Below are 16,302 nucleotides of genomic sequence, written 5' to 3'. Positions count from 1 at the left end.
ATCTCTTTCTCTCGTCCTGTCATTGCCCTACCAACTCAGAATACACCTAAATCTTCTGTGAACCACTATGCGTCTCGTCAACGGCACACAGAACAGGCAGTCAGGCCGATGGCACGGCCCGTGCAGTTCGAGTGGGACGACCACAGTTGGTCGGAGTCACCACGCTCTCACCGTCCCAAAGAACAGCGCACAGACCCGAGTACCGTCCACCGTGACGGGAATGTTGCCTCCGGGGAATCTTAGACCGGCTGAGACCCCCACGGAGGAAACCCCGGCTTCACGCCGGGGAGGATGTCATACGCTCCCGTTCATGTTCATCGTCGCCTCCGGCGTCTGGAACTTCGTCGGCGCGGGTGTCCTCGGCTTCTTCATCAACCTCCCGCTCGTCAACTACTACGAGCACGGTACTTTCCTCACCGTCGCGCACGCTCACGCGTCGATGTTCGGCGCGTTCGGATTTCTCGCGCTCGGCCTCGCCGTCTACCTCCTGCAGTTCACCACGAAGCGCGGCGCATGGGACGACACGAACCTCCGGCGGGCATTCTGGCTGTGGAACGTCGGGCTCGCGTGGATGGTGTTCGTCGGCGACATCCCCGTCGGGTTCCTCCAGCTCAAGACCGTCTTCACGGCGAACTACGACGCCGCGCGCTCGCTCGCCTTCTACAGTCAGGACCTCATCCAGACGCTCTTCTGGGTACGCCTCCCCGGCGACGGCCTCCTCATCCTCGGCACCGCGCTCTTCTGCTACGACGTCCTGAAGAAGCGCTTCGTCCGCCGCGAGCCGACGGTCGCACCGGGGGACGACGGCACGGTCATCTCCCGGCGCGTCTTCGGCGAGGACGCTGACGCCGGAACCGACCTCGACAACTAACGTCCCGAACCCGTTCGGGACGCCGTTCTTCGCCGTCGCGTGCGTCTGCAAACGTGTGCAAGTTACGACATGAATCCGGAGCTGTCGAGGCTGTCCGGCAGACCACGTCCGGCTACCACGTTAACCTCGTGACACACGCCGCCCGTGGCCACCCCGAAACCTACCTCTACGACGCGCTTGAGGACGCGTTCGGCGACCAGATTCCTACGAGTACGTCGAGCAGTGCGGCTGTGGCGGGCACGTCGTCCGCGTGCACGCGGCGTAACCGGTGACGGAGGTGAGTGAGTAGGTGAGCAACACGCCTAGGCGCTCCCTTCGAACAGTCCGGGGACGACGAACGCGACGAGCAGGACGAAAACAGCGACGCCGAACAAGATGGCTGGGCCGAGACTCGGGTCGAGGCCGAGCGTTCGCGCAGCGGTAGTCGCGACCGGGTCGGTCATTGCTTCGACCCTCGCACCGGCGATCGCCGTCGAGGCGACGGCGAGCCCGGCAGTGATCGCAGCTGGTGGACCGCTAGCCCGTAGCGCTCGCCGCCCCCGGGCAGATTCGCTAGCCATCTTAATTCAAGCAGGGAATCCCGGCCTTTAGGCCGAGAGGGAATGCGACACGGTACTGGCCAGCCACTACTCGGTGGCCGGGCCGGAATCCAACTTCCGTTGTGCGTGGAGTAGCCGTTCGTCACGGAAATCGGAATGCCGTCGAACGCGTCTTTCGAGAAATAAAACGGCGTACTTCCTCGTTTAGCAATAGTTTCAGCCACGTCGATCCAGCGACCGCCGAAACGTGGTTGCAGTCCTTCGCCGTCTGGTGGAACTCGCTTAACTAAACACGATGACTACAACCGCCACAGACCGCATCAAGCTCTCAATAGAAAGTCACCGATCGAGGAGATCCAGAACTAGACAGTGCCACTACTAGTAATAGTGTGGGTGTTCCGAGACGATATGTGACTACGCCCACGACCGGAGCTGTGGGCCTTCGCCTCGAATCTACGCGACGGTGACAGTTAATGTCTTCTAGCCATCATATTTATGAGTCGTCCTTGAATACCTTCTTACCGGTAATAGGCGTATGAGTAGCACGGTGGGACTCAAATCGGCCGCACTAGACGAATTCCCCGACCCCATTGCAATCTTCGATGAGCGAGCGAAACTCGTCGATACGAACCAGCAGTGGAACCAACTAACCCAAGAAGCCGACGCGGATTTCCTCCCCACATCTCCCGGTGATGATTTCGCCTCAGAAGTATCCCAAAGCCCAGGAAAGAATACGACAGTCACAGATGGGATTCAGGCGATACTGGAGGATAGCGAGGAACTCGTCACAGAGTATTGTCCATTCGACGGTACCTTTCCTGATCGACGATTTCTCCTCCACCTAATGGGCTTCACCTACGAGAGCGATCGGTGGCTCTTGAGTTCGTTAGTCGATGTGACTGAGATTGATGATGCGGCACTCACCGCACGTGAACGTGCCAACCGTGCAGAAGACGCGTTGAGCATCATTTCACATGACGTTCAAACCCCTCTAAGTGTCATTAAGGGCTATGCAGAGTTACTCGAGGAAGAATGCGAAGACGACATCGCAAACCAGTCGCTTGAACGGATTCAGTCAGCAAGCGCTCGCGCCAGTACGATCATTGACGATGCACAGACACTGCTGGGTGGGTTCGAGGCCACTGACCGGGAGACAGTCGAATTAGCGACGATTGTAGAGGCTGTCTGGAACAATCTTGACCACATGAATGAGGAGGCGTCACTTCGCGTCGAAGACTCATTCACGTTCGAAGCAGAGGTTGGCCTGCTTCGTCGGGTATTCGAGAACCTGTTCATCAACGCCATCGACCACGCCGGGCCAGCGGTGACGGTGCGAGTTGGCTGTCTGCCGGAGCCGAAGAGTTCGACTGTTGGATTCTTCGTAGAGGACGATGGGCCCGGACTTCCCGACAGAGAGGTAGAAAACGTCTTCACTCCTGGTTTCACGTCTGATTCACAGAATGGATATGGCCTTGGACTGGCGATCGTCCAAACAATCATCGAGGGCCATGGCTGGGCGATCACTGCCTCGAACGGGGCAACTGGTGGCGCGAGGTTCGAAGCCTCTGGTATTCACCCCGTATCCGAGTCGAATTGAGGTTCCAAGAACTACAGCCTCTGCACTTAGCGTCCAGTAGCGCAACCGTACCTATGGAATCGTTCCAACTCCTGTGAGCCGCCGAAATCGCAACAGAACGACGTCTGCCTAGTCGAGGGTTGTTTCAGTGATGCGGAGTGTGCCATCGGCTTCATAGAGATAGCCACGATTGAGTAGGCGCTCGACGGCGTATTCGCTATCGCTGTGTTCCGCCGAGAATGTATCCGCCTCATCAAGGAGCGCATACGCTTCCTCGTAGGAGAACTCGCTGTGCGGTTCATCTGCTGCATCCACGAGGATCCCGTAGGCCTCCTGTACCCAGTCTGGGAGTGGGGGTCGAGGGTCGGACGGATCGGAGAATCGCGTCATTGGGACGTGGCGTTCGTTCCTCCAGCTACGATTCGGGCGCTTGTGAACCTTCCCCTCGCCCACCGCCGTACAGCGATCCCACTACGCTGGCGGTTGCTTAGCGGTCGTCCTCCGTTCGAAAGATGGGCGCATCGGCTGCGTTCTGCTTGACGCTCTGAATGCCGTTTAACGCGCCGGCTTTCCGAGAGTAGCCTTCACCGCCGTCCGCAATGATGTTGCCGTTCCGGTGGACGAGCCGCCACCGCCAATCATCGATGTCGTCGCGATACACCTCGAAGCGCGTGCCAGACGGCTCCGTCTCAGCCGCCGCGACGACGGCGAGATCCGAGGCGTCAGTTTCGGGAGCCGGTCCAACATCAGCCGTGTCGTCGCTCGGAACCATACAGCCGGCTGCGGCCCCGAACCCAATAAATCCAGCCCACGGGCGGTCTACAGCGAGTCAGGGAGACCGCTCCCAACTGAAAGTTCAGGCAATCACACCGAGGGCAGGATGACGAACTTCTAGGACGAATACTAGCGACTACGAAGGACGTCGACGGGGCGAACCCGACAGTGATCGCGGCGTCGCGCCCACTGGCCGTCCTCAACTGATCGATCAAGCGTGAGTCGGGCGACGAGTTCGTCCTGAACGGTGAGCTGTCGGATGGGCGTCTCCAGCCACCCGAGGCGTGGACATACAGTCGCTTCTGGAACATCGTCCCGGACCCTTGCGCGATGTACTGTGTTCGCTTCGTCCCGAGGAGTATCGTCGACGTGTACTCCACGCCAACAGGAGAACGCTTCAATTCGGAGATTATCCCTTCGACGAATCGCCGGATCGCGAACTCGCTGACGTCGTTGGGCACATGGAGTTGGAGTGGTGTTCGTGGGCGCTGCTCAGTGTCCAATTCCGCGTCGGGACGCCGCGCTCCGTGTCGCTGGTCGTGTTCGGACATAGGTGACTGTGAGGGGCTCGCGAACCCCCTCTACCTCTCAGAGGGGGGTCGATAAACCTACCGGCGGGAGCCGTCTCAGGGTGTCTGAGGCCGAGTGCGAGCGCGCACTCGTGTTTTCAGATGTAAGAGGTGGTCAAGGAAGCGCAATCGCGCTCCGATCGGAGTGGGTGCTACGCTGGGTCTGTTCGGAAGCGCGTCATCGAGACGTCGTCAACATCGTCATAATCGTCATCAGCACCGACGAGGAGCATTCCATCGACGTGTGCCGCGGTTGCAAGCGCAAACGCATCGCCGAGTGCTGGCGAATAGCGGAATTTGAAGTCGGCTGCACTGGGCCACGTCTCCTCAGTATCGACTCGACGGATCCCGGTTTCTTCAAGGGCATCAATGATGGCGTCAGCGCGTTCTTCACCGTCGATTGCGCGGACGACGTAATGGACCTCGGCGAGGTTGATCGCGGAAATATACCCATCAGCCGATCCTTCCACGGCTTCGATGTAGGTTTCGACGGTGTCACTGCCTGACTCATCACAGAAGTACGCAATCAGAGGTTCCGTGTCGAAAACGATCGTATCGGGATGATCATGTGCCGCTGTCATTCCGTGTCCTCATCTTCGCGATTGACGTACCGCTGGCGCAACTCCTCATCACTGGCTTTGTCCTGTTTTCGGTCCTCACGAAGCCGTTCGACTGCCGAGCGCCCCTGCTCGTCGGTCTTCCCTTTCAGGATGCCGCGAAGGTCCGTGGCTGACTGAATGGGTCGAACGATGACCTCTCCATCGTCGGTGCGGACGAATTTTACCCGGCCCGGTGTATCGATTCCTAATTCCTCCCGGAACTCTTTCGGAATCGTTGCCTGTCCGCGAGACGACACCGAGACAACTTTTTCAGACTCAGCCTTACTCATACTCAATTAATTCATTACTTTATCCCATTCATACATAAACCTGTTGGAGAAGTCTAGCGGCTGTACAAGCAATCTACAGCGGAGTAACCCAGACCGGAGCCAAACAACTGCTTCGTGTAGCTCCACGAAGAAACCGTCTCTGACGCCGCTCTCATTGGGTCATCCCCAAAACGACAATCTATCGGCGTAGTGGCCCTCATCCACCAAACCGACGTCGGTTGTCGGCGTCGTCCTCCCTGCGGTCGCCACCACGCATCCTCAGCAGTGACTGCGCCACTACTCCGATTCGAACCAGTTCTTCGTTCGGCCCCACATCGACGGCTCCGACTCGTCGCTGGACTCTATTTCATCAGCTGGCTCTGTCTGTGTGGCCTCCAGTTCGCTTTCGAGGTGTTCGACTGTCGCCTCTAACCCCGTGATCTGATCGTCCTTCTCCTTGAGTCGCTCCTCAAGCGTTTCGACGCGGTCCGCTAACACCCGGTTCTTCTCTCTGAGATATGCCTCTCCGCGGTCATCACGCGACGGCGCGCCGTCGCGGTCCGTTCGCTCGTCCGTCTGCCCTTTCTCGGGCTCATAGAACTCAGCGGTCTGCTGGACGGCGCGCTCGATCGTCTTCTCCCCATACGTCGACCCATCCACGTAGTGGACCTCATCCCACTTCTCACGCAGCAGCCCCGACTCTCGGAACAACCGATCCATCTGCGCCTGGTCGCCACCCGTCCAGAACGCCATATCCGCCTCCGACTGGCTGTCGTAGCCTCCGAGGCGGCCGTTCCACAACCACTCGAGCTTCGCCCCATTCGACGCCCCCATCGCCTTCTCCACCAACTCCTCTTCCTCAAGCTCGACATCACTCGCCGCCGTCGCGTCTCCCGCCGAACCTGCTGTCGCGCCGTCGTCCGCCGAGGCGTCCTTGTCCTCCGGCTGCACGTACCCCCGATGAATTCCCCGCAGGGCACCCCACCGGCGCGCAATCCGCGTCGGTGTCTCCGAAACGTGGTCGCCAGTTCTTGAAAACATAGCGCTCCATCAACGAGAAACACGGCGTCGGAGACGTCGTATTTCTCACGGAGTTCATAGAAGAAGAGTTCAGAAAGGCCGGGTTTTGTGCTATATTGGGCTTGATGTAGAGAAATCCGTTTGCCGGGATCGGAAGCAGCGTACAACCAGTAGCGCTGGTCATTAGTCTGGATCCCGGTTTCGTCAGCTATGACGAAACCCGGACTTTTGACCTCGGATGGCTGAAGACCGGCTTCTGTATCCGATTGTGTACGTAGGTTTAGGGATAGTATCTGGAATTGATGGTTCTTTGAGGTGGAGATGAATATCGAGTCTCATCGCCCATCTCGGTGTCGCCTCTCACTCCCCAAAATCTAACTCGAATCAGTCACTATCTCCGGTGAAGCGGTCGATCTCTGGCATCAAGTACTAGCAAATCGTACCGCCTTATCCTTCAACTCTAATCTGAACAGTGCCCACCATGGGGATATATTCATATCCGAGCATGATTGGTCTTGTACTCACCACGACCGCCACAGAACCGAAACGAATCCTGGTCTATATCGCTATTTAAGACGAATTATTCTGCTTATCTACAGGTTCCTAAGCTGAGCGTTGAAGACTCGGATAAAGCTGTCATATTCGGAGTACCTGCAATCGCTCCTTGACTCTACAGAAGCTCTTTTAGGAGATCTAGTAACGTATAGGTATGAATCGGCGAATGGTCCTTCGAATGGTCGGAGCTGGGATTACCACGGTGAGTGCAGGCTGTAGTACGTTCGACGCTGAGCGAAACGTCGTCAAGAAGGAGACCACAGTCAATCCTAGAACGAGCGAACTGTCGGAGTCTGCGTTTCGAAAAGTAGCCGAAGACAGTCACGATGAGTATGGGGCAGGTGGTATCTGGGGGCACCGCAAAGCTGAGCCCGAGCACGAACTTGCGTTTCAGGGCGCGTGGAAGACCGTTCTTGAGCATTTCGACGGTATGCAGTCAGAGCATATCTTGGTGCTTTATCGATTACCGGAGAGTCCCGGCGGTCTCGAGTCGTCGCAGGTCTGGCTCTGGAGTGGCTTCGACCCGGCAGCTGGGAGGACTATCCGTCGCCTTGAGACGGGGGTTCGGCTTTCGGCAGCCGAGAAGCTTGGTATCTACTCGCCGGCGCAGGAGTACCACGCGACCGCCGTCGATAATTACGAGATTGCGAGCGGGCGACTCGACGCTCAAACGCTCGAGGCGACGATGCCGTTAGCTGCTGGAGCGGTTAGTGTCGATCCAGCGACGCGGATCGGCGACGGTGGTGAATATCATCCCTACTGGTCAGGTGCGCAGACGACAGCACAAACGCTCGCTGCAACCACTGAAATTCGCTGGTCAGAGGACGCTAACCAAGAATTTACTTGGCCAATCGCCGTCGAAACCACGGCGTAAACGGGCTCACAATGGGCCGAATTCACCACCACAACGTCGGAGAGCGATCGGCCGAGTGAGGGCTCAGTCTGGTTGGTCAGCAACATGTACTGCGACCTGTCTCGCGTTCACACGGTCGCGCTCACTGTGAGTAACGTGCTACCCCCTCGTACTCCGTGACTGCCGTCGTCGCGCCCATCATCGACGTCATCGTGGCGTGCAACTACGTGCCACTAGATAGGCGAGGAGACGTGAGTACTCCCCCGTGCGTTAGAACAGGATGCGTGTGATGAGCGCCCGAAGAATTCCTTGGCGCTTTAGCTCGTGGGGGTGAGCGAGGAGGACGGTCGCGCGAAGGCGATCGCTGAGTTCGGTTGCGGGGTCGCCGAGTGCGATCTCGCGCATCCGGGAGCTCGCGACGGTGCCGATGACTGCTACGTCTGCGTTCCCGGCGGCGGACACAAGTCCCGCGATGGTCTCCGACGTCCGTACCACTTCACTCGTCGTTGTCGCCGTACAGAGTGCTTCAAGGTCGTTGAGGTGAGTCTCCGTCGCTGCGACGTGGTCGGTGGAGGCGTCCTCGTCTACGGCAGTGAGGAACCGGATCTGTGCGTCATACTGGACGGCGAGTGCGTCCGCGAGAAGGACCTTCAGCGGGCGATGGAAGCCGCGGCGCGTGAGAACGGCGACTTCATCGACTGACTCCAAGCCACGGTCCCGGAGGAAGACTGTATCACAGGGCGCGTGCTCCATGAAGTAGTCGACGTCGCTCCCGAGCAGTTCTGCGTGGTAGTGGTCAGGCTTCCACCCCCCGAGGATTAAGTCCGCCTCCATCTCCGCGGCGTAGTTGATGACTGCACGCTTCACGTCGTGACTGACGATCTCGTGTGGATGGACCGGAGCGGGGAGGTCGCTCGCTAGGGCGCCGGTCTGCTGCTCGAACTCTCGGTCCGATTCGTCCATTTCCGTCGCTGAGGAGAGCGTGAGTTGCTCGGGGATTTCCTGGAATCGGACTGCATGGACTTCCCCCTCGCGTCGTGCAGCCACACTCGCGGCGACGTGGAGGAGTGCGCGTTCGCGGTGCTCTGTGGTTTCTTCATCCATTGCGACGAGAACCTGGCCGCTACCTGCCGTGAGTGCCTGCTCGACGTGAGAGAGTGACCGCGAATCGACTGATCGTCGTGCCGCGTCGAGTGCTGCACCCCCGCGGTCGGTTTTCTCGCGGCCATAGCCGAGATACCAGCCGACGCCGATGACGATAATGCCGACTGCACCGCCGATGGCGACAAGCCCCATTTGGGTGAGTAAAACGATACCGCCAACGATACCGAAGAGCTGTACCCACGGGTAGAGTGGGGCTGTGAACGCTGGGTCATAGCTTTCGAGGCCGCTTTCACGGAACGCTATGAGCGCGACGTTGACGAAGGTGAAAATGAGTATTTTGAACGCGCTCGCGAGCTTTGCCAAGTCCACAACCGGGATGAACGCGATGAGGCCGAGCAGGAGACCACCGGTAAGGAGGACAGAGACGACAGGTGTCTTGAAACGCTCGCTCACCTCACCTAACTGAGGTGGGGCGAGGTCGTCGCGACTCATCGCGAATGGGAAACGAGAGGAGGAGAGGATGCCAGCATTCGCCATGCTCGTCAGCGCGAAAACCGCAATAACAGCCATAATCAGTTCGCCCCAGCGGCCGGCGAACTGCTCGGCGGCGAGCGCCATTGGTGTGAGCATGTCGTTGGCCATCAGTACATCCGGTGGTGAGACACCGACAATGACGAAGACGGTGAGTGCGTAGACAGCCATCATCACGACGACGGAGCCGATCATCGCGATCGGGATGTTTCGGCCGGGGTTCTCGACCTCTTCGGCGACACTCGCGATTTTCGTCACGCCCGCGTAGGAGACGAAGACGAAGCCTGTCGCGGCAAGAATCCCTCCACTTCCATGCGTGGTGAGCGGGTGAAGTTGTGCGCTGTCGACGTACGTCATGCCGTCGAGAACGAATACGACCAGCGAGAGGAGGACGAGGCTGACGATGATCGCTTGTAGTTGTCCGCTCTGTTTCACGCCCGCGATATTCACACCGATGAGAAGTCCGCCGAGGGCGAGACTGAGTAAGACGAGATAACTTCCCGGAACGGAAACGAGAAGAAGGACGTAGGCACCGAGGCCGACGAGCGCGAACGCGCTCTTGAAGATGAGACTGAACCACGCGCCGATGCCGGCGATGGTTCCGAAAAGAGGCCCCATTGCGCGATCAATGTAGAGATAGGTTCCGCCTGCGTCGGGCATTGCCGTGGCCATCTCGGACTTCGACAGTGCTGCGGGCAGGACGACCAAGCCCGCCAGGATGTAGGCGAAGATCACGCTCGGGCCCGTCTTCTTCGCGGCGAGACCCGGCAGGACGAAGATCCCACTCCCGATCATCGCACCGATACTGATGGTGATCGTTGCGTACAGTCCGAGATCGCGTTCAAGGGATTTCGGCACGTCACCCACCTCCGAGGAATGCGTAGACATTCATCAGTAATCCATCCTATCCGTATGCATGGGGAAAATAGTCCGCACTAGAGACATGGCGGTGTATAGATAAGGATGAGGGAGAAGGGCGGCTCGTTTGCCGAGTGAGAGACGTCAGCCCGTGGTCGTCTCTCCGGGTGTGCCGTCGGAGACGCGGCGAGCAAGCCATCCGGGGAGATAATGATCGAGTGCGTGCGGGCCGGCGCCAGTGATGATGAGGGCGGACGCGAGGCCGAAGAGGGAGATATGCGCGAGAACCGGGTCGTCCGGGAGGCCGAAGAGCGTGAGTGTGAACATGAAGAGCGCAATGAGTGCGTCTGCGCGAGTGAACAGGCCGAGGATGAGTGCGGTACCGAGTGCGATCTCCGCGAGGGCGGCCCCGAGCACCCAGAGACCGGGATCGACGGGAACGACCTGGGTGAGGTTGTATTTCGCGACGACTTGGAGGGCGGGACCGGGAGCGAGTAGTTTCTGGGCAACGCCGAGATAGATGAACGTAACCCCAAGGCCGACACGGATGATGGTCGGCACAAGTGCACGATAGGGCGCGACGCGGGCACGGAACGCATCGGTGAGTCGATGGATGGGGTCGATTCGTCCGTACATCGTGCCATCGGCGGCCGCGATGGTCTCAAGGACCGTATCAGCGCTTGGGCGGCCGCTCCCCAGAAGGATGAGGACGATGAAGCCGGCGACGTACTCCATGGAGAGGAAGAGTTCCGGCCGGAAGAGGAGCACGCCGAAATAGGCGAGCAGGCCGATGAACGCGGCGACGCGGGTCGCGAGCCCGAAGAGTAACGCGAACCCAAGCCCGATCTGGAAGAGCCGCGCGAGCGGCGCGAGCAGTGAGCCAGTGGGCGTTATCGCCGGACTAATGAAGTAGCCAGTGAAGCCGGCCCCGACGAGCGGCAGCCCGAAACCCAACCGTAGCAACCACGGCAGGAGGTCGTCGTAGTCAGTGACGGCATCACGGAACACCGCAATATCACGCCGGAGCGGCCGCCATCGCAGATACGCGATTGCGGCGACGACGACGGCCGCTGCACCGCCGACAAGCAGGGCCACGTGAAGCGGTTGGGAGAGCACGTCGATGAGGAACTGGACAGTATCGACATGCCCACTGTCGCCCTCTGTGGTGTAGTCGACGTGAGCGGCGGCCGGCATCGCAGTGAGGAGGACTGCGACGACGGCCGTGACGACGATATAGAGCTGTCTAAGCGAGCGCATGCCTCCCTAGACGGAGGGCTCCCGGAAACATGTGTCTCCCACCTCTGGTCGTTTTCCCGTGAACGACCACGAGATCACGCTCCGAGGCACTCGTCTTACTCATCTGCAGGGAGGCCATTATTCGTGTCTGTGATGTAACGTAAAAGGATAACCCTCCCCCCCCGACGGCATTGTTCAGATTAGCTGATTTTGGCAGAAGGCTTGTGCGAGCAACCATGTTTCAGCGGTTGCTGGGTCGGCGTGGCGGAAGTGATTTGCAAACTGGTTCGTTCGTCGTTTTATCTCTTTGTAGAGTCGTTCAACGGCATTCCGATTCCCGTGTGTGACGTGTTGGAATCGGAGGCCGTGGCGGCGGAGTGCTTCTTGAAGCCACGGCGCTCCATCGACGAGAAACACAGCGTCTTCGACGTCGTGTTTCTCGCGAAGCTCGCCAAAGAAGAGCTCTGACAGACCGCGGTTTTGCGCTGTACCAAGCTTCACATGATGGAATTTGTTCGTGTTGGGATCGACAGCAGCATACAGCCAATATTGCTGGTCGTTGATCTGGATCACGGTTTCATCAACTGCGACGTGATCCGGGTTTTTGCCCCCGGATGGCTGTAGATCGGCCTTCTGCACCCAGTTGTGTACGGTGGATCGTGCACGGTCGACACCAAATCTGTCAAGTTCAGAGACGGTGTTCGAAAGTGATGGTCCTGCGAGGTGGAGGCGAATACCGAGCTTCATCGCCCAGTTCGGTGTCGCTTCTCGCTCCACAAACGCTAACTCGAAGCAGTCGCTACCTCCGCTGAGGCGGCTGATTTCGGGCATAGATCACTCAGAAATTCGGCCGCCTCATCCTTCAATTCTAATCTGAACAGTGCCTATCGAGGACGTGAAACGAATGAAGAGCATCCATCTCGTAGCGCGTCGAACTTCCGTAGCGTTCGTAGACCTCGAATCTGAAGTAAGCTATCGGAAGTTCGCAGACGAACTGTTCGAGTGAGTCATGATCAAATCTGTCTCACCCGATGGATAGCAGAAGCTATAGACAGATTGGATAGGTAGGCGGAGATAAAATGTCGTGGTATATCCTAATACTCGCAGGCTTGTTCGAGATCGGCTGGGCAATCGGACTTGAATATTCGGACGGACTCTCGAAACCAGTGCCAACGGTCGGCACTGTTGTCGCCCTCATCATCAGTATGGTACTGCTGGCACAGGCCGTCAAAGACCTCCCTATAGGCACAGCATATGCTGTCTGGACAGGTATCGGGGCTGTTGGGACAGCCACGCTTGGAATCATCCTCTTTGATGAACCAGCCTCCCTTGCCCGAATATCATTCATCGGCGTGATTGTCGTCGGTATCGTCGGTCTACACGCCGTTTCGGGCGGTCACTAAACAGCTATTGTTGTCGCACATCTTGTCTGAATCTGAACGCAAGTATCTGTTACACCCGCATATCTACCTAACGGCTGTTTTACCTGAATACCAGCCGAACAAAATACCAGAGTCAGCCGCTACTGAAGTTCTTCGACGAGAGCGGCAACAGCCTCGTCGACGAGATCGCTGTCAAGGCGGCCCTGCCAGAAGTCGATATCCTCGTGGTCGATCGATTGGACTCCCCACGGAACGATCCGACTCTCATCCGGAGTCCCACCACGTCGCCAGCTCTCCTCCGGAATCTCGATTAGTCCGTCCATCCAGGATTTTGTTGTCAGCGTCACTGCCATATACTGGTCGCCGTGGAACGGACGCCCCTCGTGGTTCGAGAGAATGAGCCAGGGCCGAGCGTCTTCCTCACCTTTGTACGGATCATCTCCGTAGACGACGTCGCCACGCTCGAAGATCAGGGTTTCCTCGTCGGTCACTTTTCGTCCTCGACGCTCGGGTGGGATTCCTCGGGTGCGTGCTCGCGCCATGCTTCCTTGTCTTCCTCGCCAAATCGCTCGTTGAACAGAGCAGTCGCCCGTTCGTAGCCGCTGTACCCGTCGAGACGTTCCTCGTCGTCGGTCACCGCCCAATACGTTGCCTTGTGTTCGACGAGGTCTCGGCTCTTCAACCGTGAGAGTGCCGTGCTGACCGCACCCTCGTCGACGCCAATCTGGGAGGCGATTTCGCGCGCCTTGAACGCTCGATCCTCGTTGGCAGCGAGAAATCCGAGGACTTGATCGGGGACGGAGAGGTCCGCGAGTTCGTCCTCGCTCGTGTTCTTGAAGGTATCTCGGTCGATGGACATCGTTGAAAGGAGGTACGTCATCCGCTGTAATGAGTGTTAGGTGTGAAAGCTACGAAATTACTGAAGGTAAATCACTGTCCATCGCGAAGGAGTTCGAGAACCGTATGCATTGAGACGACCAGTCTCAACTACTGATGCCCCAGTCGCTCCGAATGTGCACGAGAACCCGCGAAATTTGGCCCACGATTTGACGAATTATGCCTCTACTCCCCTGATCGAGCCCGTTCGGCCTCCGATGAACCGACCGGAAAACCGAGTTCGTTGCAAAACCGATGATTTTCTCAACGAGTCAATAGCGATGCCTCTCACCACTTGCTCACACCGGCCTCTTCACGAGGCTACGATGGCACGAGCAGCGACGAGCGAACAAACTCAAGGAACCGGCTCGCAGTTCGCTCTTAATATCGGTCGCTTAAACTATGTGTTCCGGTAGCGGTTCTGTTGGAGCAAGCGCAGCCGAGAATCGGACGAGGTTGCCGAGTAAGAGTACGATACTGCCGGTGGAGAAGAGGACTCCGAGCGGTGACGCTGTGTCGATGAAGAGCCAGTAGAACGGCATCGCGGCGCTCGGTCCGAGTGCGACGACGGCGAGTTGCGCGAGGACGGGCCCACAACAACAGCAGGCGTTCGGCGCGGCGATTGCTGCCGCGCCCGCCGTGCCATCGAAGCCGACCGAGCTCTTACAGCGCCATTGATAGGCGACTATAGCGCTGTTCAGTCCGACAAGAAAGGGGATAAGCAGGACTAGCGTCATCATTCCGAGGGAGAGGTAGCCACCGAGTGGGATAGTGGGGAACCAGAACTCGACGGTTGGCCAGTAGACGAGCGGGTCCTTAACGGGGAGCGTCTGAACGAACGAGTCTGTCCAAGTGATACCGACGCCGCTCGGGTCTGGGAGGGCGATGAGAATACCCGCCGAGAACATGAAGAAGACCGCGGTGAGAGCGCTCACAGCGACACCGAAGCGGCGCGTGACCGGGTCCGCGACGAGTGTTCGGATCGCGTGCTGGCAGTCACGCCACGCGATGTAGCTGACCGCGACGACGAGCGTGGCGAAGAGGAGGTAGCCAAGCGGGTTGAACGCGGGCTGGAAGCCGGTGAGGAGGATCGGGTAGAGGAACCAGCCACTGAGGAGGAGGCCAAGAGCAGCGTAGCGCAGCTTCGTCGGCCATCGACACCCGACGAGGCCAACGCTCCCGACGAGGACGATAGCCGAAGAGCGCACCGAACGACGCGACGAGCAGGAGTACGGAGCGGGTACGTCGACGGGTGTACGCGGCCAGCGAGAGCACGAAGAGAAGCGTGGCTAGGCCGAGCGAGCCGATAAGCAGGCCGTCAAGGACTGGTGTCGCAGCAGTCGTGGTTGGGGCGAGGTCAGGATGCATGGTAGGAAAGAGCGACAACGCGTTCGTCAGTCGAGTGGGTCTTTGAGGTTACCCATGACGGTTTCGAGGGCGTCCGTCGCGGTGAGGAGGCCGACGACCTCCCCGTCACGGAGGACGAGTGCAATTTCTTGGTCTTCGGCCTGGAATTGGTCGAAGGCGTCGCTGACGCTCGTGTCGGCGGCGAGCGTCATGGGTGGTGCCGCAATCTCCTCGAACGACGTCGTCCCCTCCGTGAGCCCTTCGTAGTGTTCGATGAGAGACGGCGAGTAGACGATGCCGTGAAAGTCCGTCAGATCCTCGCCGACAAGCGGGAAGCGCGTGTGTGGGCTGTTCCGGATGCGCTCGAGGTTCTCCTCAACGGACGTCGAGGCGGATATTGCGATAATGTCGTCAGCAGGGACCATGATCTCGCTGATCTCGAGCTCGTCCGCGTCGAGTGCGTTCATCACTTCTTCCCGACGCTCCTCGGGGAGTTCGCCACGGGTGAGGAGGGAGTCGAGACGGTTGCGGAGGTCGGCGCGCGACTCGAGGACGTCCTCCTCGGTCTCCAGCCATGCGCCCGTCATCTCGACGCCGAAGAGCTTCAGCGTCCCCTTCGCGACCCCATCGCCGAGCGTGATGAGCGGGGAGATGAGCCAGTTGAACCAGTAGAGCGGTGCGGCCCCGTATCGACAGACAGTTCGGGAGCGCTCGACGCCGAGATACGTCGGCGTCTGCTCGCCGTGAGTGAGGTGGAGGAGGTTGATGAGACCGAACGCGAGGATTGCACCAGCACCGAGTGAGGCGAGGCCGGTACCGGCGAAGTACGGCTCGAAGAGCGCGGCGAGCGCGGGTTCAGCGACGATCCCGACGGCGATGCTCGAGGCGGTAATCCCGACCTGGCACGTCGTCAGATAGATCTCGAGGTTGTTCGTCATCTCCCACGCTCGTTCGAGCGCGGGGTTCCCGTCGATAAACTCCGCCTCGCTGAACTGACGGGCACGCGTTAACGCGAACTCGATCGCGACGAAGAAGCCATTCGCCAGGATGAGTCCTAATCCCGCGAGTAGCCGAAGGCTAACCTCCAGCGGTGTCATATCCACGTTCTACCAAGGGGTGAGGTAAATATCCCGATGGTTGAGGATAATAGATTTGGGGTGACACCCCTGGCGTAAACACCGGAGCTTCCCGCACCGCAAGGTTGGGTGGCGGGTTCTGGAAGGTCAGATATTATGTGGGAACAACAGGAGCGGTGTCGGAAGAAGTGGTTGACCGGCTGTGTTGAATCACTAGACGGCGTCGGGGTGGGGCGCTAAATCAAAGGAGTTGAAGCGGAGAGATTC

At 58.9% G+C, this 16,302-nt stretch carries 17 protein-coding genes and 5 pseudogenes; 8 read left to right on the top strand and 14 right to left on the bottom strand.

Features of this window, described 5'->3' with window-relative positions; translation table 11 throughout:
• Positions 1 to 78 precede the first annotated feature (78 nt).
• The 3 pseudogenes from ABDZ36_RS07870 to ABDZ36_RS07860 all read left to right on the top strand — a co-directional run.
• Positions 79 to 243, top strand: a pseudogene (locus ABDZ36_RS07870) (RNA-guided endonuclease TnpB family protein); the annotation flags it as partial.
• 52 nt (positions 244 to 295) lie between these two features.
• Positions 296 to 871, top strand: a pseudogene (locus ABDZ36_RS07865) (cbb3-type cytochrome c oxidase subunit I); the annotation flags it as partial.
• 80 nt (positions 872 to 951) lie between these two features.
• A pseudogene (locus tag ABDZ36_RS07860) lies at positions 952 to 1,136 on the top strand (CGCGG family putative rSAM-modified RiPP protein); the annotation flags it as partial.
• Positions 1,137 to 1,173: 37 nt separating this feature from the next.
• Here the strand turns inward: ABDZ36_RS07860 and ABDZ36_RS07855 are convergent.
• Entirely contained in the window at positions 1,174 to 1,314 is a 141-nt protein-coding gene (locus tag ABDZ36_RS07855; protein WP_211313484.1) for a hypothetical protein, read from the bottom strand.
• 236 nt (positions 1,315 to 1,550) lie between these two features.
• Here ABDZ36_RS07855 and ABDZ36_RS07850 point away from each other — a divergent pair.
• Together ABDZ36_RS07850 and ABDZ36_RS07845 are read left to right on the top strand one after the other, a co-directional pair.
• Positions 1,551 to 1,700: pseudogene (locus tag ABDZ36_RS07850) on the top strand (IS6 family transposase); the annotation flags it as partial.
• A gap of 257 nt (positions 1,701 to 1,957) precedes the next feature.
• A complete protein-coding gene (locus ABDZ36_RS07845; RefSeq protein WP_343749269.1) occupies positions 1,958 to 3,007 on the top strand; it encodes a sensor histidine kinase in 1,050 nt (349 codons plus the stop codon).
• Positions 3,008 to 3,115: 108 nt separating this feature from the next.
• On the opposite strand, the gene ABDZ36_RS07840 is transcribed toward ABDZ36_RS07845, so the two are convergent.
• The 6 genes from ABDZ36_RS07840 to ABDZ36_RS07820 all read right to left on the bottom strand — a co-directional run bounded on the left by ABDZ36_RS07840 (position 3,116) and on the right by ABDZ36_RS07820 (position 6,148).
• Positions 3,116 to 3,376 (bottom strand): hypothetical protein, encoded by a 261-nt coding sequence (locus ABDZ36_RS07840; protein ID WP_211313486.1) that lies wholly within the window; start codon positions 3,374 to 3,376, stop codon positions 3,116 to 3,118.
• A 97-nt stretch (positions 3,377 to 3,473) separates the two neighbouring features.
• Entirely contained in the window at positions 3,474 to 3,758 is a 285-nt protein-coding gene (locus ABDZ36_RS07835) for an HVO_2922 family protein (protein WP_211313487.1), read from the bottom strand.
• The gene (locus ABDZ36_RS15020; RefSeq protein ID WP_486187705.1) at positions 3,733 to 4,311 is read right to left on the bottom strand and encodes a DUF8030 family protein; all 579 of its coding nucleotides are present in this window, start codon (positions 4,309 to 4,311) and stop codon (positions 3,733 to 3,735) included. Before ABDZ36_RS15020 ends, ABDZ36_RS07835 begins: the two co-directional genes overlap by 26 nt.
• A gap of 170 nt (positions 4,312 to 4,481) precedes the next feature.
• Positions 4,482 to 4,910 carry a PIN domain-containing protein gene (locus tag ABDZ36_RS07830; RefSeq protein WP_211313488.1) on the bottom strand — a complete coding sequence of 143 codons (429 nt, stop codon included), beginning with the start codon at positions 4,908 to 4,910 and terminating at the stop codon, positions 4,482 to 4,484.
• On the bottom strand, positions 4,907 to 5,218 hold the full coding sequence (locus ABDZ36_RS07825) for an AbrB/MazE/SpoVT family DNA-binding domain-containing protein (protein WP_211313489.1): 312 nt from the start codon (positions 5,216 to 5,218) through the stop codon (positions 4,907 to 4,909). Before ABDZ36_RS07825 ends, ABDZ36_RS07830 begins: the two co-directional genes overlap by 4 nt.
• Positions 5,219 to 5,494: 276 nt before the next feature.
• Entirely contained in the window at positions 5,495 to 6,148 is a 654-nt protein-coding gene (locus ABDZ36_RS07820) for a phage NrS-1 polymerase family protein (protein ID WP_211313490.1), read from the bottom strand.
• Positions 6,149 to 6,950: 802 nt separating this feature from the next.
• Here ABDZ36_RS07820 and ABDZ36_RS07815 point away from each other — a divergent pair.
• Complete coding sequence (locus ABDZ36_RS07815) at positions 6,951 to 7,646, top strand: hypothetical protein (RefSeq protein WP_211313491.1); 696 nt, start codon at positions 6,951 to 6,953, stop codon at positions 7,644 to 7,646.
• 249 nt (positions 7,647 to 7,895) lie between these two features.
• Here ABDZ36_RS07815 and ABDZ36_RS07810 read toward each other — a convergent pair whose 3' ends face one another.
• The 3 genes from ABDZ36_RS07810 to ABDZ36_RS07800 form a co-directional block, all read right to left on the bottom strand.
• Complete coding sequence (locus ABDZ36_RS07810) at positions 7,896 to 10,118, bottom strand: amino acid permease (protein WP_211313492.1); 2,223 nt, start codon at positions 10,116 to 10,118, stop codon at positions 7,896 to 7,898.
• A gap of 144 nt (positions 10,119 to 10,262) precedes the next feature.
• Entirely contained in the window at positions 10,263 to 11,375 is a 1,113-nt protein-coding gene (locus tag ABDZ36_RS07805; RefSeq protein ID WP_211313493.1) for a DoxX family protein, read from the bottom strand.
• A 174-nt stretch (positions 11,376 to 11,549) separates the two neighbouring features.
• Complete coding sequence (locus tag ABDZ36_RS07800) at positions 11,550 to 12,185, bottom strand: IS6 family transposase (protein WP_211313494.1); 636 nt, start codon at positions 12,183 to 12,185, stop codon at positions 11,550 to 11,552.
• 248 nt (positions 12,186 to 12,433) lie between these two features.
• On the opposite strand from ABDZ36_RS07800, the gene sugE reads away from it, so the two are divergent.
• Positions 12,434 to 12,757 carry a quaternary ammonium compound efflux SMR transporter SugE gene (gene sugE / locus ABDZ36_RS07795; RefSeq protein ID WP_211313495.1) on the top strand — a complete coding sequence of 108 codons (324 nt, stop codon included), beginning with the start codon at positions 12,434 to 12,436 and terminating at the stop codon, positions 12,755 to 12,757.
• A 119-nt stretch (positions 12,758 to 12,876) separates the two neighbouring features.
• Here the strand turns inward: sugE and ABDZ36_RS07790 are convergent, their stop codons facing one another.
• The 4 genes from ABDZ36_RS07790 to ABDZ36_RS07775 form a co-directional block, all read right to left on the bottom strand.
• On the bottom strand, positions 12,877 to 13,227 hold the full coding sequence (locus tag ABDZ36_RS07790; protein ID WP_211313496.1) for a type II toxin-antitoxin system PemK/MazF family toxin: 351 nt from the start codon (positions 13,225 to 13,227) through the stop codon (positions 12,877 to 12,879).
• Positions 13,224 to 13,595 carry a MarR family transcriptional regulator gene (locus ABDZ36_RS07785; protein WP_211313497.1) on the bottom strand — a complete coding sequence of 124 codons (372 nt, stop codon included), beginning with the start codon at positions 13,593 to 13,595 and terminating at the stop codon, positions 13,224 to 13,226. The genes ABDZ36_RS07790 and ABDZ36_RS07785 overlap by 4 nt, the downstream gene beginning before the upstream one ends.
• 412 nt (positions 13,596 to 14,007) lie before the next feature.
• Entirely contained in the window at positions 14,008 to 14,820 is an 813-nt protein-coding gene (locus tag ABDZ36_RS07780; RefSeq protein ID WP_211313498.1) for a hypothetical protein, read from the bottom strand.
• A 186-nt stretch (positions 14,821 to 15,006) separates the two neighbouring features.
• Positions 15,007 to 16,056 carry a CNNM domain-containing protein gene (locus ABDZ36_RS07775; RefSeq protein WP_211313499.1) on the bottom strand — a complete coding sequence of 350 codons (1,050 nt, stop codon included), beginning with the start codon at positions 16,054 to 16,056 and terminating at the stop codon, positions 15,007 to 15,009.
• Positions 16,057 to 16,163: 107 nt separating this feature from the next.
• Between ABDZ36_RS07775 and ABDZ36_RS07770 the strand changes: the two are divergent.
• A pseudogene (locus ABDZ36_RS07770) lies at positions 16,164 to 16,244 on the top strand (IS200/IS605 family transposase); the annotation flags it as partial.
• Positions 16,245 to 16,302: the final 58 nt, after the last annotated feature.

Origin of the sequence: Halarchaeum salinum, from assembly GCF_039520965.1 — an archaeon.
Classification (GTDB): domain Archaea; phylum Halobacteriota; class Halobacteria; order Halobacteriales; family Halobacteriaceae; genus Halarchaeum; species Halarchaeum salinum.
The sequence above is the reverse complement of the archived record's forward strand: the minus strand, read 5'-3'. Positions and strand labels throughout refer to the sequence as shown.